Source organism: Thermoactinomyces sp. CICC 10523, assembly GCF_016055105.1.
Taxonomy (GTDB): Bacteria; Bacillota; Bacilli; order Thermoactinomycetales; family Thermoactinomycetaceae; genus Thermoactinomyces_A; species Thermoactinomyces_A daqus.
In genome coordinates this window covers 57,848-78,769 of record NZ_JAECVX010000005.1, presented here as the reverse complement: position 1 = coordinate 78,769, position 20,922 = coordinate 57,848, and the positions used below count along the sequence as shown (strand labels likewise).

The window sequence follows — 20,922 nt, the reverse complement described above, 5'->3', positions numbered from 1 at the left end:
TTGATTCGCCAGGCCTTTTGTTTTGTTTAATTGATCTCGACATCAAAATGGGCTTCTCGCAGAATTGAGGCGCAGCGGTTACACAAGGTCGGATGGTCTTCGTTCTTGCCGACGCTCGGGGAAACCACCCAACAGCGTTCGCATTTTTCCCCTTCCGCCACACGGACAATCACGTGCACTTTCTGCTCTTCCGTCACCTCATGCGACGGAGGATTCAATTTTACGTCGGAAACGATGAACACCTGTTCCAGCTCATCGACACTGGAAAGAAGTTGATACGTTTTTTCCGACGGAGTCAGTTCCACCGACGCCCCGAGGGAGTTGCCGATCAATTTGGCTGCACGCGCTTCTTCGAGCGATTTGAGGACGACATCGCGAACATGCAGCAATTGATCCCACTTTTGTTCCAGTTCATCATCGAAAACAGAAACTTCCACTTCAGGGAAATCCGTTAACTGAACGCTGATTTCCTCAACGCCCGGAGTATGTCGCCAAACTTCCTCGGAAGTGTGGGGAATGATCGGATTCAGCATTTTGTTCAAGGTAACCAGCATTTCATACAGGACGGTTTGCGCCGACCGACGAACAGGAGAATCAGGCAGCAGAACATATAGCCGGTCTTTTAGGACATCCAGATAGAATTGGCTTAAAAAGACGTTGCAGAAATGATGGATGTCATAATAAACCTGGTGAAAATCGTAATCGTCGTACGCTTGATTGATACGGCCGACCAAACGGTTCAATTTGATCAGGGCAAACCGATCCAATTCAGTCAACTCCGCCAGCGGCACACGATCTTTTGCCGGATCAAACCCATTCAGGTTTCCGAGCAGGAAGCGGAAGGTATTCCGCAGTTTGCGATAAACCTCGGCGATTTGCTTTAAAATCCCATCAGACAAACGCTGATCCGCCTGATAATCGGAGGAAGCAACCCAAAGGCGCAGGATATCCGCCCCGTATTGATTAATCACCTTGGCCGGTTCGATCACATTACCAAGGGATTTGGACATTTTGCGCCCTTCGCCGTCCATCGTAAACCCGTGGCTCAAAACGCCTTTATACGGAGCCTGCCCTTTCGTGGCAACCGAGGTGGAGAGGGATGAGTTAAACCAGCCGCGGTATTGGTCAGACCCTTCAAGATACAGATCAGCCGGCCAGGCCAGTTCCTCCCTTTGCTCCAGTACGGCGATATGGCTGCTGCCGGAGTCAAACCAAACATCCATCGTATCTGTCTCTTTGCGGAAACGGTTGCTCCCGCATTCGGAACAGCTTTGGTTTGCCGGCATCAACTCGTGCACTTCTTTGGCATACCATGCGGACGAGCCTTCCTTGGCAAAAAGGTCGGCAATAAAATCGATCGTCTCGCCGTTTATGTGCGGATGCCCGCATTCTTCGCAATAAAAGATCGGCAGCGGCACTCCCCAGATGCGCTGACGCGAAATACACCAGTCTCCCCGGTCGGCAATCATGTTGTGAATCCGTATTTCCCCCCATGACGGCGTCCATTTTACGTTTTTGATTTCTTCCAGCATTTCATCGCGGAAGCCGTCAATCGAAGCGAACCATTGCTCTGTGGCCCGGAAAATGACCGGTTTTTTCGTGCGCCAGTCATGCGGATATTGGTGCGTGATAAAGGTGAGCTTGAGCAGACACCCGACTTCTTCCAGTTTTTTCGTCACTTCCTTGTTGGCATCTTCGTAAAACAGCCCTTCAAACCCGGGAGCTCCGGCAGTCATTTTACCCTTGCCGTCGACCGGGCAGAGGACACCCAACTGATACTTTTGCCCGAGATAGAAGTCCTCTTCCCCATGGCCTGGTGCCGTATGCACACATCCTGTCCCGGCATCGAGGGTGACATGGTCACCGAAGATGATCGGGCTTTTCCGGTCATAGAACGGATGGCGGCAAATCACTCCGTTCAGGTCCTTTCCTTTGTAGGTGGCAATCGTTTCATAACTGTCGATCTCCGCCGTCTTCATAACCGAATCGACCAGCTCTTTGGCCATGAGCAGCTTGCGCTCACCAGCCTGGACAAGGCTGTAATCGAAATCTTCATTGAGCGCGATTGCCAGATTGGCCGGAATCGTCCAAGGTGTTGTGGTCCAGATCACCACATAGGTATCTTGTTCCGGTAAAACTCCATTGCCGTTTTCCACCGGGAAAGTGACATAAATCGATGCAGAGCGCTTGTCGTAATATTCGATTTCCGCCTCTGCCAGAGCAGTTTCCGACGAAGGGGACCAATAAACGGATTTCATCCCGCGGTAAATATGCCCCTTCTCCACCATTTTTCCAAATACGCGAATCTGCGCTGCTTCATACTCGGGAAGCAGGGTGATATATGGATGATCCCAATCCCCGCGCACACCGAGCCGCTTGAATTGCGCTTTTTGCTTTTCTATAAACGAAAGCGCATAATCTTTACACATCTCGCGGAATTGCACCGGGTCTACATTTTTCCGGTCCACTTTCTTTTTCGACACAATGGCGTGCTCAATCGGCAGACCGTGGGTATCCCATCCTGGAACATAAGGGGCGAAATAACCCTTCAGCGATTTGTAGCGAACGATGAAATCTTTCAATGTTTTATTCAGCGCGTGTCCGATGTGAATGTCGCCATTGGCGTAAGGAGGGCCATCATGCAGGATAAATTTTGGATTTCCCTTTCTCTTGGCCAGAACCTGGCCGTAGATGTCGATTTCTTCCCACCATTTTTGCACTTCCGGCTCTCTTTTCGGCAAATTTCCCCGCATGGGAAAATCTGTTTTGGGAAGGTTTAATGTTTTGCTGTAATCAGCCATCTTCAACTTCACTCCTTTATTGGGAAAAATAAAAAAACCTTCTGCATCCACTTAGGGACGAGAAGGTTTCCCGCGGTACCACCCTACTGGTTTATGCCGCCGCAAAAAGGACAGCAAAACCTCTTAACCATCCGTAACGTAGATGACGCGGTCGACCTTACTCCAATTTCAGGTGACAGTTCCAGGGTGATTTTCGATAGAACTCGGATTAGGCTTACACCATCCCTAATTCGCTGTACTCGAGTTTCCCTATCTACTCTTCCCTTTCCTTACCATTACCAGACTCAATTTTGAAACTATGTTTCAGAACGATCGGGGGCCCGTCAGAACATCGCTTTTTTCTTAAATTTACGGGAAGTTCTGCGCAATTCGCGACGCGGTTCCTCTTCATCCTCATAATAGGAAGAAGTCGCAGCAACCTCGTCCATCATGGCCGTGTCATCCATCGCGTTATTGAGCGCATCGCTGAAATCTTGATATTCCTGAGTCGACTGATCCATCAGCAAGTCGTTGGGCTGGGTATGTTCAGCATATTGCTCCAATTGCTTTCCTTGCTCTTCCAAGCCGTTCTCCAATTCTTCCAAGGACTCCCAATCGGAGTTTTCCAGTATGTCCAGATGAGATTGCACCAAGGTGCGGAAACGTGCCCGATAAACGGTCGCTTTTTGCTTGAGATCAAGCAGCTCGCTGTGGATCGCACGCGCTTTCTGCAATGCTTCGTTGATGATGCGATCGGCATTCTTCTCGGCTTCCTGCACGATGAGCTCGGCTTCTTTTTTCGCGTTCAAGCGCACTTCTTCGGCCACTTCCTGCGCAACGCGAATCGACTTGTGAATGCTCTGCTCCATCGATGTGAGAGCAGCCGTGGACGGTTGCAACTGCGGCATCGGTTCCGGATATCGTTGCACCGGTTGCGGTTGCGGTGGGGCCGGAGGTGGTGTCTGCTGTTGTTGCGCTTGCTGCGGTCCGGTTTGGAACATCGATTCGCCTTCCATCAACCGTTCGATCTCCGCCTGCAACTCCTCTACCTGTTGCTCCAGTTCCAATTTTTCGCGGGTCAAGAGTTCAAAGTCTTTAATAATTTGATCAAGAAAATCATTTACTTCATCTACATCATAACCGCGGAAAGATCTTTTAAACTCTTTATTGTGTATATCGTAAGGTGTAAGCGGCATCGTCCGCACCTCCTAGATAAATTGCATTCTTTCCTATTCGACAATATTACCAGATATCCTGCCAGATTGCCATAAGCTTGGATATCGTTCAAATAAAAGATACGATTTTAATCCAAAATCTTCCTTTTTTGCTTGTTCCGTCAATACTTTCTACACGTATGCGTCCAATTCCTCTTACTGACAGGAGATCGCCTGCTTCCACAGGATAATCAGGTTGATCCACCAACTTCCAATTTACCTTACATTTTCCATTCTTCACCAATAGCGATGCCTTCGTTCTGGAGATCCGGCAACTTTCCGCAACGACCGCGTCGACTCGCAAAGAAGCGACCGAAATGGAACGAACCGCGTACGCTTGTTCGGGCGGAGTCAATTCTTCGCGAGAAATCTTTATTATGTTAACACGTTCCCGCCCTACCTGTCCAACATGCATCCGGACATACTCCTCCATTTCTTCCGCCACCACAATATCCGCTCCATCCGCGTGCGGATAAATATCTCCCGTTTTTTCCCGTTTGATTCCCAGACCGAGAAGGGCTCCCAAAACATCCGGGTGCTCCAGGCGTTTGCCGCTGGCAGATTCCAGCCGAAAAAACGCCAGGCCACTCATATGCTCATCCGGGGCATAATAATCCGGAGCGATCACCGCGCGACGTCGCTCGCTGTCTGCTGCCCCTCCATCCGCAAAGAAAACCAGATCGGGGTGGCGCCGCACGATCGTCTCAAGAATCGTCTGCTCACGCGGATCCAAAAACGGCGTCAACACCATCTGGTTTCTGTTTGAAGCCCGCTCGGCCCAATCGAGGCAGCGCAGGACAAACGGGCGCTCATCCGGGCGGAAATGCATCAGGATGTTCTCATGTGCCTGTTTCAAATGAGACCCACCCATCCCAAAATCGCATAAATCCCCATTTGGACAAAATGCAAAGCAAATAAGGCCACGATCGGTGAAATATCGATCATGCCGATCGGCGGAATAAACCGGCGAAATACCGACAGATAGGGCTCCACAATCCGCTGGAGCAAGATCCCTACCGGTGACCCTTGCAGGTTTGGCACCCAAGACAGGAACACGTAGATAATAATCAGGATGTAATAGATCTCAAATGCCCAATTTAAAATTGAAAGTATCATGTGTACACGGTCACCTCAAATCTTTTGCCTCGTCTTCTCTTAAGAAATCCGTGATCGTTCCTTGAATGTCAACATTGGCCGGGGTGCATATAAAAATATTATTGCCCAATTTTTGGATATTCCCCCCCAGCGCATAAACAGTTCCGCTCAGAAAATCGATAATGCGGATCCCTTGATCCCGCCGTACCAGCTGGAGATTGACAACGACCGGGCGATGGCTTTTCAGGTGATCGGCGATTTCCGGAGACTCTTCGTATGTCTTCGGTTCAAACAGAACCAGGCGAATATTCTTTTGTGTATGCAAGGAAACGATGTTGCTCCGTCCCTTTTGCACGGAAGGAGCTGATTCGTCTTGCTCCTTCGTCTCCTCTTCATACAGATCCTCGTCGGTCACACCAAAAAAACCCATAATCCGATCCATGAAAGTCATGGGAGATCGCCTCCTTAAGGCTTCCATCCCCGTTTGCCTCTTCCAACTAACACGGATCCCAACCGAATCCATGTCGCCCCTTCTTCAATGGCAATATCAAAATCTTGAGACATGCCCATAGACAAATGTGGAATCTGTAAACGGGGCTGGTTCAACCGTTGTATTTTTTCTTGCAAACGTTTCAGCTCGCGAAAAACAGGACGCACTTCTTCCGGATGTTCCGCGATCGGCGCCATCGTCATCAGCCCGACCACATCGATAGTAGAATAATTCGCCACGTGGAGCGCAAATTCTTCTAATTCCTGTGGTGAAATTCCCGATTTTGATGTTTCGCCGGAAACATTCACTTGAATGAAGCAACGGAGCGGTTCGCACTGGCGCGAACGGATGCGGCGGTCAAGCTCTTCGGCCAGTGAAGGCCGGTCAAGGGAATGCAAATAACGAAACCGTCCGATCACGTCTTTGACCTTGTTGCGTTGCAGGCGGCCGATGAAATGCCAAACGCCCCTGTCTCCGATGGCCTCCATTTTCGGCAACGCATCCTGAACCTTGTTCTCTCCGATGTGCGATAATCCCAAATCAAGGGCACGCTTTGTTGTCTCAAGATCCACATATTTGGTCACTGCCACGACGTTTATTTCCTTCGGGTTCCGGCCGACTCGGTGGCAAGCCTGCTGTATCCTTTTCTGCACATTTTCCCAACGATTAGCAAATTCGTCCATCAGGATCTCCTTTCCTTCTTTCCAATCCATGCCACCATTCTTCCCGTTTTTCCACGGTCGCGTCGGTGAGAGTAAAAATAATCTCTGTCACAGCTTGTACACCATTTGGTCACAGAAATATGCTCCGGTTTCACTCCGGCTTGTTTCAGCAACTCCGCATTGGCTTTGCGCAAATCAAGCTGCCACTTGCCGGGGATGTGGCTCACGGCAACCCGTTTCAGGGCGAGGGGATCGGCGATCGCCCGCTCGAGTGGCTCATAAACACGGTCATCCACTTCATAGCAGCAAGGACCGATCGAAGGACCGATAGCCACGCGAATGTTGCCGCGGTCCGCCCCCGCTTGGGCAAGCAGATCGATCACTTTTGTCCCGATCTTCCCGACCGTTCCCTTCCATCCCGCGTGGGCAACCCCCACCATGTCCAATTCCGGGCTGTAGAAATAAAGAGGAACGCAATCGGCAAAAAAAGCGGTAAGCAGCACGTCTGTTTCCTTCGTCAGCATTCCGTCTGTATTTTCAAAAGCAGATTCCCGCGTGGTGTTGCCTTTGCCGCGATCTTCTCCCGTCACATGAACCACTTCCACCCCGTGCACCTGCTCCGCGCAAGTCCACGCGGCAAAGGGCATTCCCAGCATTTCGGCCAATTGGCGACGATTTTGCACCGTCAGCTCCGGACGCTCCCCGACATGGAGTGCATAATTGCGACAGTCCGGATCTTCCCCTTTTCTCCTGGCACTGAATCCAACCACGAGATGCGGAAACTCTTTTTCCCACTCTTCCAGTGTAAAACAAGGAATCGCGGCAAAATCCTGGTATTTGAATGGTTCCATACACTCCCTCCTTCGTATCATATTATCATATCTTTGCATATGGACAAATACTTCCTCTTCAGTCCCGCTCCTTCAGCTTTCCTGCGGCAGTTGAGCGTAATAGGGATCGCGTTCCCGGCCATCCAGCCGCACCAATATCACATCGGAGCCGATCTTGACGATCTGTCTCCAAGGTATCACCCATTCCTGTCCGCTGCTGACAAAGCCAAACCATTTGCTTTCACCCGGTACAACCAGCGCGCGAATGGTTCCCTGCCGCAAATCCAGTTCCAAATCATAAATTTGCCCCAGTTTTCTTCCGTCTGCGATATTCACCACATCTTTCGCCTGCAACTCCGAGATTTTCATATAGCCGCCCCCGTTTACTCAGATTGTTTATCTTATGTATATGACGAAGTCCGACAAAATGTACAGCCCGAAAAAAGCCAAAAAATAAAACCCAATCGCCGTCGGATTGGGCCTCATATCATTTGTTCACATTAATTGATAAATTTGTTCATCTGATGGATTGCCGCTTTTTCCAGACGGGAGACCTGGGCTTGGGAGATCCCGATCTCCTCGGCCACCTCCATCTGTGTCTTTCCTTCGAAAAAGCGCATGGACAAAATCATTTTTTCCCGGTTATTCAGTTTTGCCATCGCTTCTTTCAGCGCAATCTCTTCGAGCCATTGGACGTCTTTGGTTTTATCGTCACTTAATTGATCCATCACAAAAATCGGATCGCCTCCATCCTGATAAACAGGTTCAAACAGCGAGACAGGGTCCTGAATGGCATCCAGGGCAAACACGACATCTTCTTTTTGCACGTTGAGAGCTTCGGAGATCTCCAGGATCGTAGGTTCCCGGGAATAGCGGTTTGTCAATTGGTCCCTGACTTGCAGTGCTTTATAAGCGATGTCCCGCAGTGAACGGGATACGCGAATGGGGTTGTTATCCCTCAGATACCGCCGTATTTCCCCTATAATCATCGGCACGGCATAAGTAGAAAATTTCACGTTTTGACTGAGGTCAAAGTTGTCAATCGCTTTCATCAATCCGATGCAGCCCACTTGAAAAAGATCATCCACGCATTCTCCGCGATTATTAAAACGCTGGATCACACTGAGAACCAGTCGCAAATTTCCATTCACGAGTTTTTCACGAGCGGTCAAATCACCCGACTGAAGCTCCCCAAACAGCACTCGCATCTCCTGGTTTTTGAGAACAGGGAGTTTCGAAGTGTCTACGCCGCATATTTCCACTTTGTTTCGTGCCATGACTTCCCCTCCTCAGGATGGAACTAAAAGACAGTATGTCCTGAGGAGGGAAATTTATAATGACATGGAAATTAAACCATTTTATTGAATTCTTTACGCAATCTCTTAATAATTCTTTTCTCAAGGCGGGAAATATAGGATTGAGAAATTCCCAAAAGGTCTGCCACATCCTTTTGCGTTTTCTCTTCGCCCCCATCCAAACCAAACCGCAGCACCATAATTTTGCGTTCCCTGTCTGATAGATTGGAAAGGGCCGTTCGCAAAATTTTCCGGTCCACTTCGTCTTCAATGTCCCGGTAGATGGTGTCATCGTCCGTCCCCAAAACATCGGACAACAGCAGTTCATTGCCATCCCAATCCATATTGAGCGGCTCGTCAAAAGAAACCTCCGACCGCACTTTGTTGTTGCGGCGCAAAAACATGAGGATTTCATTTTCGATGCATCTGGAGGCGTAGGTCGCCAGTTTGATTTTTTTCGTCGGGTCAAATGTGTTTACCGCTTTGATCAAGCCGATCGTTCCAATGGAAACGAGATCCTCAATATGAATCCCCGTATTTTCAAACTTTCTGGCAATATAAACGACCAGCCGCAAGTTTCGCTCGATCAGGATGGCACGTACGGCTGCATCGCCTCCGGGCAGTTTTGCCAGCAGATGTTCTTCTTCTTCACGCGTCAGCGGTGGCGGAAGTGCTTCACTGCCACCGATATAATAGATTTCCTCCCCTTTTGCCCCGATATACAGCAAAAGCCGATACCAAAGCAGCTGTAAAATAATTTTCCACTTGACCAGCATGTATCTGCCCCCTCATTCATTTAGGAATGAACAGCCCGAATACAAGACGGATGAATAATCGCCTGGTATGTTCCATCGGACGACAGACGCCCGACATCTAAACCTATGAGAATTTTCTCCATTTTATTCCACCCGTTTTCCTGCCGCACTTGGACATGATCCGGCTTGATCGCCACCATCATGCCATTTTCCTTGCCTGCTGCCCGAAACGGGATTACCCGGATGCGTGTCGCCCACTCCGGAGGGAGTTCACTCCATGCCAAAGCAAAATCGTCCTGTTTCATCAACCGCTTGAATTCCGGAGGAAGCCGCTCTTCCAGCTGAGCGAACTCAATTAACATGACAGGCACGCGTGTAATCGGGTCCCGCAGCTGATTTCCCGTATCAATCAGTCCCGTGCAGGCGATTTCGTGTTCTCCCAACCGGATTTTGACCTCGGTCAAATAGCGATGCAAGGCTTGCCTCTCTTCCAGCGAACCGAGAGAGACCTTGGTGTAAATCCAGACAAGCGGAAACCCGAACAGGATCAGCCCCCACGAAACCGGGGAACCCCAACCGTACTCCGACTCGGTGAAAAAAATGCCACCAGCCACTTTGCTGTCCCCTGTTACGATGTAGTGAAGCGCGATGAGCGCTCCCCCGGCGATAAAACAGGCCAAATAAAAGACACCAAGTGTACGCAGATAGGCAAGCGGATGGCGAAAGCCAAAGGCAATCCAAATCATCAGCAACGAGACGATAATTTTGACCGGAAAAAAATAGGCAAGCGAGAAAGCCGACCACAAATAAAGGGTTGAATACAGCCCGCCCAGCAGCGCGGCAACAATCAACCGCCAGTACGGTGTACGTTGTTTGCGAATTCCCGACGTCAGCCACAGGAGGAGAAAATCCATACAGCTGTTAAGGAGGAAAACAACATCAGCATAAACCACCAAATCCGTTTCCCTCCTCCCCAAGTTTGAGTGAAACTAGTATATCTCAATCTATATTTCAAAGTCTGTCTAAACTTGCCAGGAAGAATTGGCTTTTTTCGTCGAACAAACAAAAAAAGGGAGCGGTGGCCCCCTTCCCTCCCCGCCATTCAGATGGCCGAGTCAGTCAGGGGTGCCCCGCTCCTAAAACTGCGGTGCACGTCATGCAAAAAAAGAGAGAGCAGTTTGTTGACAAAGTCTCAAACCAAAAGCCTGTCGGGTCCGGGTGCTTTTCTTTGCAGAAAAACAACCCTCTCCTCCTGTCGAAGCTTCTCAACAGCTTTAGATGTCTGTTGCGGAAACATCAGTTTTTGTTCGCTTGGGTTTATTTATTATTTTTAGTCCGGTTGCGCAAGAAGGTGGGTACCTCCAAATGCCCGTATGGATCGATAAAGTTTCCGTCCGTCGGTTTGGATTCTTTTTCCACGCGGCTGAACGGCGGAAAAACGGGTTCCTCTTTATGCCCAAAGTACGGTTTCCCATGCGTTTTGCCCCGTTCTTGCGGCTGTGATGATTGCTTCGTTTGCTGCTCGCCATCAAATCCGGTTGCAATCACGGTAACCAAGATTTCATCTTTCAAATCTTCATTGATCACCGCACCGAAGATCATGTTCACCTCTGCATGGGAAGCCTGGGTTACAATATCGGCTGCTTCATAAACTTCGTACAGACTGAGATTGGTTCCGCCCGTAATATTCATCAGCACCCCGCGGGCACCATCGATCGAAGTTTCCAGAAGAGGGCTGCAGATCGCCTTTTTGGCCGCTTCGGCGGCGCGGTTCTCCCCGGTCGCCGTCCCGATGCCCATCAGCGCAGATCCCCGTTCTGTCATAATCGTCCGCACATCCGCAAAATCGAGGTTGATCAGTCCGGGTACGGCAATTAAATCAGAAATCCCCTGCACACCCTGGCGCAGAACATTGTCCGCTTCGCGGAAAGCTTCGAGCATCGGTGTGTTTTTATCGACGATTTCCAGCAAACGGTCATTGGGAATGACGATCAGGGTATCGACATTTTCCTTGAGAGCGGCCACACCTTGTTCCGCCTGGCTCGCCCGGCGCTTTCCTTCAAAAGTGAACGGCCGGGTTACCACGCCCACCGTCAGCGCTCCCAATTCCCGGGCGATCAAAGCGATTTCCGGAGCCGCCCCTGTACCGGTTCCGCCACCCATCCCTGCGGTGACGAAAACCATATCGGCTCCCTTCAAAACACTTTCAATTTGTTCCCGGCTCTCCTCAGCCGCTTTTTTGCCGATCTCCGGTTTGGCTCCCGCTCCCAGTCCCCGCGTCAGTTTTTCCCCGATTTGCAAACGAATCGGTGCTTTTGAACGATTGAGCGCCTGAGCATCGGTATTGACCGCGATAAATTCCACTCCTTGCACTCCGGCTTCAATCATACGGTTAACCGCATTGCTACCGCCACCACCGACACCAATGACCTTTATCTGGGCAATCTGTTCCATTTCCAGATCAAAATCCAACATATTCTTGTCCCTCCAATAATCAAACTTCTGTTGTATCCGATAGATCGGAACTAGATAAATTCACTTAACCAGCTTTTCATTTTTTCGAATGCGGAAGGTCCGCGCTGTTTTTTCTGCCGGGGAGGGTGGTGAGCCGATCGGGGTTTGTTCAGCTGCAAAATCCCGCGTTTTTGCAAATAATGAACCATGCCAACGCCTCCGGTATAGGCCGGGTCCTTCACACCGATATTTCCCGGAACGGCAATTCGCACGGCGGAACCCAGCTGTTTCTGTGCCACATGCAGAATATGCTCGGTTGCCATTACGCCTCCGGTCAAAACGTATCCTCCTGCCGGTTCATCGGAATACCCCATCGCTTTCACTTGCTGGCGGATGAGTTGAAACATCTCTTCCAAACGCGGTTCGATAATTTGAGCCAGTTCGATCTGGGTTACAATCCTCTCCCGGGTCGTGCCAATGGTTTGTACCTGGAATGTTTCCTTTATCTCAGCAAAATCCTTGCTGGCAACCCCGTATTTGCACTTCACTTCTTCCGCAGTTGTCGTCTGGGTGCGCAAACCGATGGCGATATCATTGGTAATATACTCGCCGCCGATGGGGATCACAGACGTGCCGGCCAGATGCCCTTGCCGGAAGACGGTGATCGTCGTCGTTCCCCCACCGATATCAGCCACAACCACGCCCAGGTTTTTCTCATCGGCGGACAAACACAACTCGCTGACGGCAAGCGGCAAAAACACCATGCCGGCGATATTTAGATTCGCTTTTTCCACGCACCGGAGCAAGTTATGAATGATCGTTTTCGCTCCCGTGACGATAATGGCATCCACCTCCAACCGGACTCCGATCATCCCGTTGGGGTCATGAATGTCATCCAAACCGTCGACAATGAACTGTTTTGGTACCACTTCGATGATGGCGCGTTCCGGCGGAAGGGCGATGACCCGTGCCGCCTGCAGGACGCGATCGATATCGTGAAAGCTGATTTCCCTGTCTTCGCTTGAGACGGCGACAACCCCATGGCTCGGTTGCAAAGAAACATGATGTCCAGACACACCGACAAATACCTCTGAGATCTCTATTCCAACCATGCGCTCTGCATGGTCAACCGCTTCGCGAATGGATTGTACCGCTTGATCGATATTGATGATGGCTCCCTTTTTCATCCCTTTGGATTCGGCAGTTCCGACGCCGACGATTTGCGTGGTACCATCCTGGTTAACTTCGGCCACGATCACGCGAACTTGGAAAGATCCAATATCCAATGTAATAACGAATTCTTCATTGCTCAATCTTGGGCACCTCCTTGCCCGAGAATCAAACTGTGCTAAAGTCCAATATGCGCAATGCTAAGGGAAAGGGAGGAATCACTTACAAACCATATTCAACAGCCAAGGAAGATTTACCTTTTAAGCCGCTAATTTTTCTTCTTGTTATACTTGCATATTTTTCCAATTAAAGAAAAAGAATGACACCGCTAAGCTCCTTCCTTAGCCTTATGATCCGGTATGAACCAGACGCTTTCCAATAAAAAAAGCGTTCCGCTGGGGTGCTTGTAAAAGGAAGGGTAATAGAGCATCATTTCGGAAAGATTGCGGACCCTGACAAAAATCCGATGCTTCCGTTTGCTGTCAATCTCAACCTGGTCTGCCTGCCCGGAGACAGGACGAACCGTCTCACATTCTCTGCGAATGCTACCCGGCAGTTTGGCCAGTTGGAGAACAGCTTGTCTCAACGTCGAATTTGAAGGCTTCCATCCCTCAAAGACAGGTACAGACGCTTCCACCGAAGCCGTGCGGTTCAGGAGAATCGTTCCGTCGGAAAGGATGGGAAAAAGTTCCTGATCACTTGACCGGAACATGGCTACGGGCGTTTTTTCCTGAACCTGTATGTAGATCTGATTGGGAAATGTGGTGGTCACCGTGGCGTTTTTAATCTCCGGCATGGTTTCCAAACTTTTCTCTATGTGTTCTCTGTTTACTCCAAAATAAGAAATTCCTTTGGAAATCTTTGCCTTATGAAGAATTTCCCCTGAAGAAACCAGATGATTCCCAACAATGTCAATTCGCTCAATTTTACTCAGCGGTGACCGCAAGAATAGGACAATGAACATTCCCGTAAAAAAGAGAAAAATGAAAGCGAACATCCAAGGAGCAGGGGAACGTTTCTTTCCTACCCGTGAGCGAAAAGGGGGCACACGCTCAACCATGGTAGAGATCTCCTTTCCCGTACTTCACCTTCACACTCTTAAGTAAGCCCTAAGTAGTAAAAAAAATTAATCTTCCCTATATATTACCACAAAAAAAGTGCGTTAAAAGATTTTTTACACAAAAAACAGCGGCACAAATCATGTGCTACTGCATGATGAAAAGCCAGTTTTTCTTTCCATGATCCCGCCCAGTTTGTTGATGACGGTTTCGAAGCGTTCATAGCCCCTGTCAATATGTTCCGCTCCGGTGATATGCGTGGTCCCTTGCGCGACCAGTCCGGCAATGACCAGCGCCGCTCCGGCTCTCAGGTCGGTTGCGCTGACAGAGGTTCCGTTGAGACTTTTCCCGCCGCGAACCCAAACCGTGTTGTTGTCCAGCGTGACATCCGCTCCCATTTTTCTTAATTCATCCACATGTTTGAGCCGTGATTCAAAAATCGTTTCGGTCAGCATGCTGATCCCTTCCGCCTGGGTCAGCAGAACAAGCATTTGCGGCTGCATATCCGTGGGAAAACCGGGATAAGGTGCGGTTGCGATGGCAGGAATCGGTCTTAGCCTTTTCGGCCCTCTGACGCGAAGGGAGTTTTCCCCCTGTTCGATTTCGATCCCGAGGCGTTGCAAATGCAAAATGATGCTGGTCAAGTGGGAAGGAATGACATTTTCCAGGAGAACTTCCCCACCCGTTGCACCGGCGGCCGCGGCTAGAGTGCCAGCCACGATCCGGTCGGGGATGATCGTGTGGCTGACCGGCCTCAAAGAACGCACTCCGCGAATGCGTATTTCCGGGCTGCCCGCTCCCGTTATCTGCGCCCCCATCTTATTTAAGAAATCCTGCAAATCGCTGATTTCCGGTTCACGGGCAGCATTTTTCAGCACAGTGGTTCCCTCTCCCAAAACGGCGGCCATCATGATGTTTTCCGTTGCCCCGACGCTTGGAAAATCCAACACGATCTCATCGCCGATCAATTTCGAGGCATAACAGTGGATCACGCCCTCTTTTTCGGTCATTTGCACACCTAAACGCTTCAAACCGTTCAAGTGGATATCAATCGGCCGTTTGCCAATCGCGCAACCGCCGGGATGGGATATGCAGACTTGCTTCAATCTCGCCAAAAGAGGCCCCATTAGAAAAATCGAAGAACGAATTTTGCTCATCAAATGATCTGGAATCACATAGTTATTGATCAGGCGGGTATTTACACGGATGCTCGTTTGGTGGCGTATTACTTGCGCTCCCAACGCCTCGAGAATTTGGCACATCGCCTCAATATCCGAAAGGCGTGGTACATCGTGGATCTCAAATATGCCTTCCGCCAGCACGCACGCGGCCAAAATCGGCAATGCCGCGTTTTTGGCGCCCTGAACGCGGATCGATCCAGACAGAGGTTTACCACCTTCGATCACAAACCCTTCCAAAGTGTCACCTCCGTTACCCTTCACCCACCACCTGCACTTCCGGTTCCAAACGAACGTTAAATTTTTCCTGCACTGTATCCATGATATAGTTGATCAAATTTAAAACATCCTGGGCCGTCGCATTGCCGCGATTGATGATGAAATTTGCATGCTGTGTGGAAACTTCCGCTCCGCCGATCCTGTAACCTTTCAGGCCCGATTCCTGAATGAGCCTGCCGGCATAATCCCCCGGCGGATTGCGGAATACACTTCCGGCACATGGAAATTGCAGTGGTTGAGTTTGTCTTCGACGATCCTTATATTGAGCCAGTCGCGAAGCAATTTCTTCCTTGTCACCATATGCCAGCTCGAAAGTGGCTTCTGTCACAACACCCTTGATCCCGGTCTGCAAAATGGACGTGCGGTAACTGAACGCCATTTGCTCATTGGTCAGAGTCAACCATTCTCCATCTTCTTTTAACACTGTGGCCGACTGAAGAACACGGGAAATTTCGGACCCGTGCGCTCCCGCGTTCATATAGACGGCGCCGCCGACGTTCCCCGGAATCCCTCCGGCAAATTCCAACCCTTCCAGTCCCTGCTTGGCGGTCATGGAGGCCAGCAGGATGGTGGAATAGCCACCCCCGGCCGTCACTTTTGTTCCCTCGATCTGCAGGTAGTTAAATCCTTCATCGAGCTTGAAAACGGCGCCGCGAATCCCGCCGTCACGCACCAGCAGGTTGGAACCGCGTCCGATCGCGCGCCAGGGGATCTGATGCTCATATACAATTTTCATCGCCAGTTCCAGCTCTTCTTTGCTCCGCGGATAAATCAAAAGATCGGCTGGACCACCAACTTTCCAGGTGGTATGGCGGGACAATGGCTCATTGACTCGCACATCTTTTACTCCGCTGTTTTTCAGCTCCTCGACAATTTGTTTCATCAGTCTGTCCCTCCTATCCTAGCTGAATCATACAATCCACCCGAAACTGGTTTAACATAGTTTATGCCGCCGTGTTTTTTGTGTGACGGGAGCCCAATGCAGCCCCCGTCCTTATCGGTTAATGCCGGCAAACGCAATTTTTTCCAATTCATCCACCAACACCTCGGCTGCCTGCGGACGCCCCAGACGGCGAGCCGCTTCACTCATCTCATGATGCTCATCCGTATTTTCAACCAACCGCTTGATTTCGGTCCACAAATTTTCCCCCGTGCATTCGCTCTCGAGCAACATCTTGGAAGCCCCTTGCTCTTCCAGCCAGCGGGCGTTGGCTTCCTGATGGTTATTGGTTACATAAGGGGACGGAATCAGAATAGAGGGTAATCCGAGCGCTGTCAACTCGGCAATCGTCGACGCCCCGGCCCGTCCAACCACCAAATAGGTCGAAGCCAGCACATCGGGCATGTTATAAATAAAAGGCTTCACATCCAGATTTTCCATCTCGGGAATTTGCGCCCGGATCTGCTCGTAATGAACTTCACCGGTCACATATACAAAATGGGCTTGCGGCATCTCCTGCACATGCGGAACCATTTGCAGGACGGCCTCGTTGATCGCTTTGGCGCCCCGGCTCCCGCCGAAAATAAGGATAATCGGACGATGCGGGTCGGTGATTCCCAGCGATTTGCGGCCGGCAGCGGCATTGGCCTGCACCACTTCCGTCGCACGAGGATTGCCCGTAAACACAATCCTGTGAGCCCGTCCCAGATATTTTTGCGATTCTTCCAAGCTGATCGCCACGACATCGACAAAACGGGACAAAAATTTGGTCGTCAGCCCGAGCACCACGTTTTGTTCATGAATCAAGGTGGGAATTCCCAGCTGATGAGCCGCGTAAACTGCCGGTCCGCTCACATAACCGCCTGTTCCCACCACCACATCCGGTTTAAATTCTTCTATGTATTGTTTTGAATTCCGTACGGCCCGCAAGAATTTGCGAATCGTATTGACGTTTTCCCAAGAGATGCTCCGTTTAAACCCCTGGATTTCCACAGTATAAAAACGAATGTTCCCTTCTTTGGGAACAATGCGCGACTCTAATCCTTTTTCCGTACCGATATAGGCGATTTCCACCTCGGGATAGCGTTTTTTTACCGCTCTGGCAATGGCCAGTGCCGGATAAATATGACCTCCCGTACCACCGCCGGATAACAAAATGCGTTTCATCACTTTTCCCCCTTCAAGTTGATTTTATCGTTCAGTAAACCGGGAAAAATTGAGCAAGACCCCCACTGCCGCCAGCGTTAGTGTTAAAGATGATCCTCCGTAACTCAAGAACGGCAGAGTAATCCCTGTCACCGGGAACGCCCCGGAGACCACACCGATATTGATCACCGCCTGAATCATGACCATCGCCGTTATGCCGGCAGCCACCAGACTGGAGAACAGATCCGGCGAGCTGATGGCCACGCGGATTCCACGCCAAACGATCACCGCAAACAAGATCACAACGGTTGCGGCACCCAAAAAACCAAGCTCTTCCGCCAAAATGGAGAAGATGAAGTCTGTATGCGGTTCAGGAAGATATAAGTGTTTTTGTTTGCTCATCCCGAGGCCGAGCCCCATCAAGCCACCCGGGCCGATCGCGTAAAGGGACTGAATCAGGTGATATCCCGCTCCCAAAGGATCCTGCCAGGGATTGAGAAAGGCGACAATCCGCTGAATTCGATAGGGGGCAGCCAGAATCAGTCCGGCAAATCCGGCAACGCCGAGCATGATGAAAGCGAAGATGTGTTTCATTCGTGCCCCGGCTGCGAAAATCATCGTCAGCCCCGTTCCCATCAGAACCGTGCCGGTACCGAGATCCGGCTGCATCATGATTAAGCCAAAGGCTCCCCCCAGCAATAACAATCCCGGCAAAAAACCCTTCCAGAAATCGGAGATTTTATAGCCGGGATCGGCAAACATCTTTGCGAGAAAGATGATCATCGCCAGCTTCATAAACTCGGACGGCTGAATGCTGAAAGCTCCAATGCCCAGCCAACTCCTCGCTCCGTTACGCAAAATCCCCACGCCGGGGATCAAGACGATGATCAGCAGAATAACACAGAGGATAAGGCCCGGTTTAGCCCACTCTTTAAACCGTCTGGGATCGATTTGTGAAATCCAAAACATCAGGAAAACGCCCAAAGCCGCAAATAAGAACTGCCGTTTGGCAAAGTAAAACGCATCTCCGTATTTGTGATAGGCAAAAGCGGCACTTGCGCTGTATACCATCAGCACTCCGATTGACAAAAGCAGCAAGATCGCAGCAACAATCACAAAGTCAGGAGTCAGGTTCCTTTTGTTCATGGGCGTTTTCACCTCTTACCGATTTGGGAAAAGCGATTTATATTTGAAGACTATGCACAGCTTGTTTAAATATGCTTCCCCGTTCTTCAAAAGAGGTGTATTGATCCCAGCTGGCACACGCCGGTGAGAGGAGAACGACGTCCCCTGCCGATGCCAGACGGTTTGCCAGGACAACTGCTTCATCCAGTGTGCTCACAGTATAAACTTCTTTAATATCTGCTTCTTTCCCTCGTTCTAATAAAATATCTTTGGTCTGCCCGTAAGCAACCATTGCTTTCACTTTTTCTTTCAACACAGGAACCAACTCTTTAAAATCGACGCCGCGGTCCAGACCGCCCCCGATCCAGACGACCGGTTCGGCAAAGGATTCCAACGCTTTCGCTGCCGCCTGTGCATTGGTCGCTTTTGAATCATTGTAAAAGCTGACACCATTTACCGTCGCAACATATTCCAGACGGTGCTCTACTCCCCGAAAAGTGCGGAGCACATCGGCAATTGCCGAAACCGGGCAACCGGCCGCCAGGCTGATCGCGGTTGCCGCCAGCGCATTTTCCAGATTAAACGTCCCTTTCAGAGCCACTTCGCTGACCGGCAATACGGGAAATTCCCGTTCATCCATTCTGGCCGTGATCATGCCGGACGATACAAATACGCCCCGCTCCACCTCCCGGGACCGGCTGAACCAATAAACACGGCCGGGACAATCGGCTGCAACCTGACGGCAGATTTCGTTCTCCAGATTAAAAATGGCCACATCCTCTTTCGTCTGGTTCAAGAACAATTTTTGTTTGGATGAAATATAATCCTCCAGCGTTTGATGATAATCCAGATGGGCCGGAAACACATTCAAAAGGGCTGCTATTTTCGAAGCGAAACGTTCGGTTCCTTTCAGCTGGAAACTGCTCAGTTCCGCGACGAGCCACTCATCCGGTTCAATGGTTTGCACCACATCCGACAACGCTTGTCCAATATTGCCGGCCACGGTATTTTTCACCCGGCCCTTCGTCAGCATTTGGCCGACCAGGGTGGTGGTCGTCGTTTTTCCGTTGGATCCGGTGATGCCGATGATCGGCCCTTTTGAGAGCAACCCGGCGATCTCTACTTCGGTAATGACGGGAATTCCTTTGCCGAGCGCCTGTTGCACCGGTTTGGCCCGATAGGGAATACCCGGATTTTTGACCACCAGATCGACTTCATCCGAAATCAGGTCATCGGGATGCCCGTCGCAAATCACTTGGATTCCGAGCGATTCCAACTCGTTTGCGGATTCGCATTCCGAACGCGGTTTCAACTCATTCACCAACACCTTTGCACCAAGGCGGTGAAGCAGCTTGGCGACCGCAGCGCCGCTTCTGGCAAGGCCGAGCACAATGACAAAACGGCCTGCCCAGTTTTGCGCATCATTCATGATCTCATTAACACCTCGAGTACCACGCCGATTGCAGCGAGAATGAAGCTGATAAACCAAAAGGTGGTAACCACGCGCCACTCCGACCAGCCGCACAATTCAAAATGGTGATGGAGCGGACTCATGCGGAAAACGCGTTTTCCCCGCAATTTGAAGGAAGTGACCTGAATCATCACCGACAGGGCTTCAACCACAAACACACCGCCGATAATTGGCAGGAGCAGCTCCGTCTTGGTAATGACGGCCAGTGCGGCAATTCCTCCTCCCAAGGCAAGCGATCCGGTATCCCCCATAAATACTTTGGCCGGATGCGCGTTAAATACCAGAAATCCGAGCAAGGCGCCGACAACGGCAATGGAGAAAATAGCCACGGTCTGGTTGCTCTGCAACATTCCGATAATCGCATAGGCTCCGTAGGAACAAGCCGCTGAACCGGCGAGCAATCCATCCAGCCCGTCCGTTAGGTTTACGGCGTTGGAAGCGCCGATCATCATCAAAAGCAGAAGCGGCAAATAGAGCCAGTTGAGCTGAATCGTATAATCCGTTCCCGGAATGGTCACATCGAAAATATAGATATGCGCATGGTTGGTCCGTACCTGCAACAAAACCCAGAACAGCACCAAACCGATGAACAATTGGCCCAGAAGTTTCTGGTTGGCCGTCAAACCAAGGCTTCTTTTCATTACCACTTTAATATAGTCATCCAAAAAGCCAAGCACTCCATATCCCATGGTGGCGAATAACAGAAAAAATAAGTCAGCGTTCACAACAGGCTTATCACTGTTTAAAAGGGTAATACTGCTTAGCGGAATTGCCGTCAGAACAATGGAGGTAAGAATCAAAACACCGCCCATCGTCGGGGTTCCCGCTTTTTTCAAATGCGCTTGCGGACCTTCCTGTCGAATGCTTTGTCCAAACTTCAACCGTCTTAAAATCGGAATAATCATCGGCCCCAGTATAACTGCTACCCCAAACGCTACCGCGAGCGGGACCAAAATGATGCGAATATTGATATCCCCCAT

General features: G+C 50.3%; 20 protein-coding genes and 1 other annotated feature. All 20 genes read right to left on the bottom strand.

Annotated elements, in window-relative coordinates; all coding sequences use genetic code 11:
• Positions 1-26: 26 nt before the first annotated feature.
• Entirely contained in the window at positions 27-2,801 is a 2,775-nt protein-coding gene (gene ileS / locus I8U19_RS08200) for an isoleucine--tRNA ligase (RefSeq protein WP_198055658.1), read from the bottom strand.
• A 50-nt stretch (positions 2,802-2,851) separates the two neighbouring features.
• Positions 2,852-3,080: a binding site (T-box leader), on the bottom strand.
• A gap of 44 nt (positions 3,081-3,124) precedes the next feature.
• Positions 3,125-3,976 carry a DivIVA domain-containing protein gene (locus I8U19_RS08195; protein WP_052154063.1) on the bottom strand — a complete coding sequence of 284 codons (852 nt, stop codon included), beginning with the start codon at positions 3,974-3,976 and terminating at the stop codon, positions 3,125-3,127.
• Positions 3,977-4,064: 88 nt separating this feature from the next.
• The gene (locus I8U19_RS08190) at positions 4,065-4,850 is read right to left on the bottom strand and encodes a YlmH family RNA-binding protein (RefSeq protein WP_052154062.1); all 786 of its coding nucleotides are present in this window, start codon (positions 4,848-4,850) and stop codon (positions 4,065-4,067) included.
• Positions 4,847-5,110, bottom strand: coding sequence for a YggT family protein (locus I8U19_RS08185; RefSeq protein ID WP_033100255.1), 264 nt, complete (start codon positions 5,108-5,110; stop codon positions 4,847-4,849). The genes I8U19_RS08190 and I8U19_RS08185 overlap by 4 nt, the downstream gene beginning before the upstream one ends.
• Positions 5,111-5,120: 10 nt before the next feature.
• On the bottom strand, positions 5,121-5,540 hold the full coding sequence (locus I8U19_RS08180; protein ID WP_033100254.1) for a cell division protein SepF: 420 nt from the start codon (positions 5,538-5,540) through the stop codon (positions 5,121-5,123).
• Between the two features lie 14 nt (positions 5,541-5,554).
• Complete coding sequence (locus tag I8U19_RS08175; RefSeq protein ID WP_198055657.1) at positions 5,555-6,262, bottom strand: YggS family pyridoxal phosphate-dependent enzyme; 708 nt, start codon at positions 6,260-6,262, stop codon at positions 5,555-5,557.
• Positions 6,262-7,092: a peptidoglycan editing factor PgeF gene (gene pgeF, locus I8U19_RS08170; RefSeq protein WP_033100253.1), complete on the bottom strand. Its 831-nt coding sequence runs from the start codon at positions 7,090-7,092 to the stop codon at positions 6,262-6,264. The genes I8U19_RS08175 and pgeF overlap by 1 nt, the downstream gene beginning before the upstream one ends.
• 72 nt (positions 7,093-7,164) lie before the next feature.
• Positions 7,165-7,440, bottom strand: a complete 276-nt coding sequence (locus tag I8U19_RS08165; protein ID WP_033100252.1) for a YlmC/YmxH family sporulation protein — start codon at positions 7,438-7,440, stop codon at positions 7,165-7,167.
• Positions 7,441-7,571: 131 nt separating this feature from the next.
• Positions 7,572-8,348, bottom strand: a complete 777-nt coding sequence (gene sigG / locus I8U19_RS08160; protein WP_198055656.1) for an RNA polymerase sporulation sigma factor SigG — start codon at positions 8,346-8,348, stop codon at positions 7,572-7,574.
• Positions 8,349-8,419: 71 nt separating this feature from the next.
• Positions 8,420-9,142: an RNA polymerase sporulation sigma factor SigE gene (gene sigE, locus I8U19_RS08155; RefSeq protein ID WP_198055655.1), complete on the bottom strand. Its 723-nt coding sequence runs from the start codon at positions 9,140-9,142 to the stop codon at positions 8,420-8,422.
• Positions 9,143-9,162: 20 nt separating this feature from the next.
• The gene (gene spoIIGA / locus I8U19_RS08150; RefSeq protein WP_235281635.1) at positions 9,163-10,074 is read right to left on the bottom strand and encodes a sigma-E processing peptidase SpoIIGA; all 912 of its coding nucleotides are present in this window, start codon (positions 10,072-10,074) and stop codon (positions 9,163-9,165) included.
• Positions 10,075-10,438: 364 nt separating this feature from the next.
• Positions 10,439-11,596, bottom strand: a complete 1,158-nt coding sequence (gene ftsZ / locus I8U19_RS08145; protein ID WP_033100248.1) for a cell division protein FtsZ — start codon at positions 11,594-11,596, stop codon at positions 10,439-10,441.
• Between the two features lie 50 nt (positions 11,597-11,646).
• The gene (gene ftsA, locus I8U19_RS08140; protein ID WP_198055654.1) at positions 11,647-12,888 is read right to left on the bottom strand and encodes a cell division protein FtsA; all 1,242 of its coding nucleotides are present in this window, start codon (positions 12,886-12,888) and stop codon (positions 11,647-11,649) included.
• Between the two features lie 185 nt (positions 12,889-13,073).
• Positions 13,074-13,805 carry a cell division protein FtsQ/DivIB gene (locus I8U19_RS08135; RefSeq protein ID WP_198055653.1) on the bottom strand — a complete coding sequence of 244 codons (732 nt, stop codon included), beginning with the start codon at positions 13,803-13,805 and terminating at the stop codon, positions 13,074-13,076.
• Between the two features lie 138 nt (positions 13,806-13,943).
• Positions 13,944-15,221 carry a UDP-N-acetylglucosamine 1-carboxyvinyltransferase gene (gene murA / locus I8U19_RS08130; protein WP_033100245.1) on the bottom strand — a complete coding sequence of 426 codons (1,278 nt, stop codon included), beginning with the start codon at positions 15,219-15,221 and terminating at the stop codon, positions 13,944-13,946.
• A gap of 13 nt (positions 15,222-15,234) precedes the next feature.
• Positions 15,235-16,143 carry a UDP-N-acetylmuramate dehydrogenase gene (gene murB, locus I8U19_RS08125; RefSeq protein WP_033100244.1) on the bottom strand — a complete coding sequence of 303 codons (909 nt, stop codon included), beginning with the start codon at positions 16,141-16,143 and terminating at the stop codon, positions 15,235-15,237.
• Between the two features lie 111 nt (positions 16,144-16,254).
• A complete protein-coding gene (gene murG / locus I8U19_RS08120) occupies positions 16,255-17,367 on the bottom strand; it encodes an undecaprenyldiphospho-muramoylpentapeptide beta-N-acetylglucosaminyltransferase (protein WP_033100243.1) in 1,113 nt (370 codons plus the stop codon).
• 24 nt (positions 17,368-17,391) lie between these two features.
• A complete protein-coding gene (gene spoVE, locus I8U19_RS08115; RefSeq protein WP_198055652.1) occupies positions 17,392-18,492 on the bottom strand; it encodes a stage V sporulation protein E in 1,101 nt (366 codons plus the stop codon).
• A gap of 37 nt (positions 18,493-18,529) precedes the next feature.
• Positions 18,530-19,900, bottom strand: coding sequence for a UDP-N-acetylmuramoyl-L-alanine--D-glutamate ligase (gene murD, locus I8U19_RS08110; RefSeq protein ID WP_198055651.1), 1,371 nt, complete (start codon positions 19,898-19,900; stop codon positions 18,530-18,532).
• A complete protein-coding gene (gene mraY / locus I8U19_RS08105) occupies positions 19,897-20,922 on the bottom strand; it encodes a phospho-N-acetylmuramoyl-pentapeptide-transferase (RefSeq protein ID WP_033100240.1) in 1,026 nt (341 codons plus the stop codon). The genes murD and mraY overlap by 4 nt, the downstream gene beginning before the upstream one ends.

Bases quoted from the DNA above. Each gene is read 5' to 3' on its own strand.
- murG (WP_033100243.1), bottom strand. From the start codon at position 17,367: ATGAAACGCATTTTGTTATCCGGCGGTGGTACGGGAGGTCATATTTAT.
- mraY (WP_033100240.1), bottom strand. From the start codon at position 20,922: ATGGGGGATATCAATATTCGCATCATTTTGGTCCCGCTCGCGGTAGCG.
- I8U19_RS08195 (WP_052154063.1), bottom strand. From the start codon at position 3,976: ATGCCGCTTACACCTTACGATATACACAATAAAGAGTTTAAAAGATCT.
- I8U19_RS08165 (WP_033100252.1), bottom strand. From the start codon at position 7,440: ATGAAAATCTCGGAGTTGCAGGCGAAAGATGTGGTGAATATCGCAGAC.
- ftsZ (WP_033100248.1), bottom strand. From the start codon at position 11,596: ATGTTGGATTTTGATCTGGAAATGGAACAGATTGCCCAGATAAAGGTC.
- murB (WP_033100244.1), bottom strand. From the start codon at position 16,143: ATGAAACAAATTGTCGAGGAGCTGAAAAACAGCGGAGTAAAAGATGTG.
- ileS (WP_198055658.1), bottom strand. From the start codon at position 2,801: ATGGCTGATTACAGCAAAACATTAAACCTTCCCAAAACAGATTTTCCC.
- I8U19_RS08135 (WP_198055653.1), bottom strand. From the start codon at position 13,805: ATGGTTGAGCGTGTGCCCCCTTTTCGCTCACGGGTAGGAAAGAAACGT.
- murD (WP_198055651.1), bottom strand. From the start codon at position 19,900: ATGAATGATGCGCAAAACTGGGCAGGCCGTTTTGTCATTGTGCTCGGC.
- I8U19_RS08175 (WP_198055657.1), bottom strand. From the start codon at position 6,262: ATGGACGAATTTGCTAATCGTTGGGAAAATGTGCAGAAAAGGATACAG.
- I8U19_RS08180 (WP_033100254.1), bottom strand. From the start codon at position 5,540: ATGACTTTCATGGATCGGATTATGGGTTTTTTTGGTGTGACCGACGAG.
- sigE (WP_198055655.1), bottom strand. From the start codon at position 9,142: ATGCTGGTCAAGTGGAAAATTATTTTACAGCTGCTTTGGTATCGGCTT.
- pgeF (WP_033100253.1), bottom strand. From the start codon at position 7,092: ATGGAACCATTCAAATACCAGGATTTTGCCGCGATTCCTTGTTTTACA.
- sigG (WP_198055656.1), bottom strand. From the start codon at position 8,348: ATGGCACGAAACAAAGTGGAAATATGCGGCGTAGACACTTCGAAACTC.
- spoVE (WP_198055652.1), bottom strand. From the start codon at position 18,492: ATGAACAAAAGGAACCTGACTCCTGACTTTGTGATTGTTGCTGCGATC.
- I8U19_RS08185 (WP_033100255.1), bottom strand. From the start codon at position 5,110: ATGATACTTTCAATTTTAAATTGGGCATTTGAGATCTATTACATCCTG.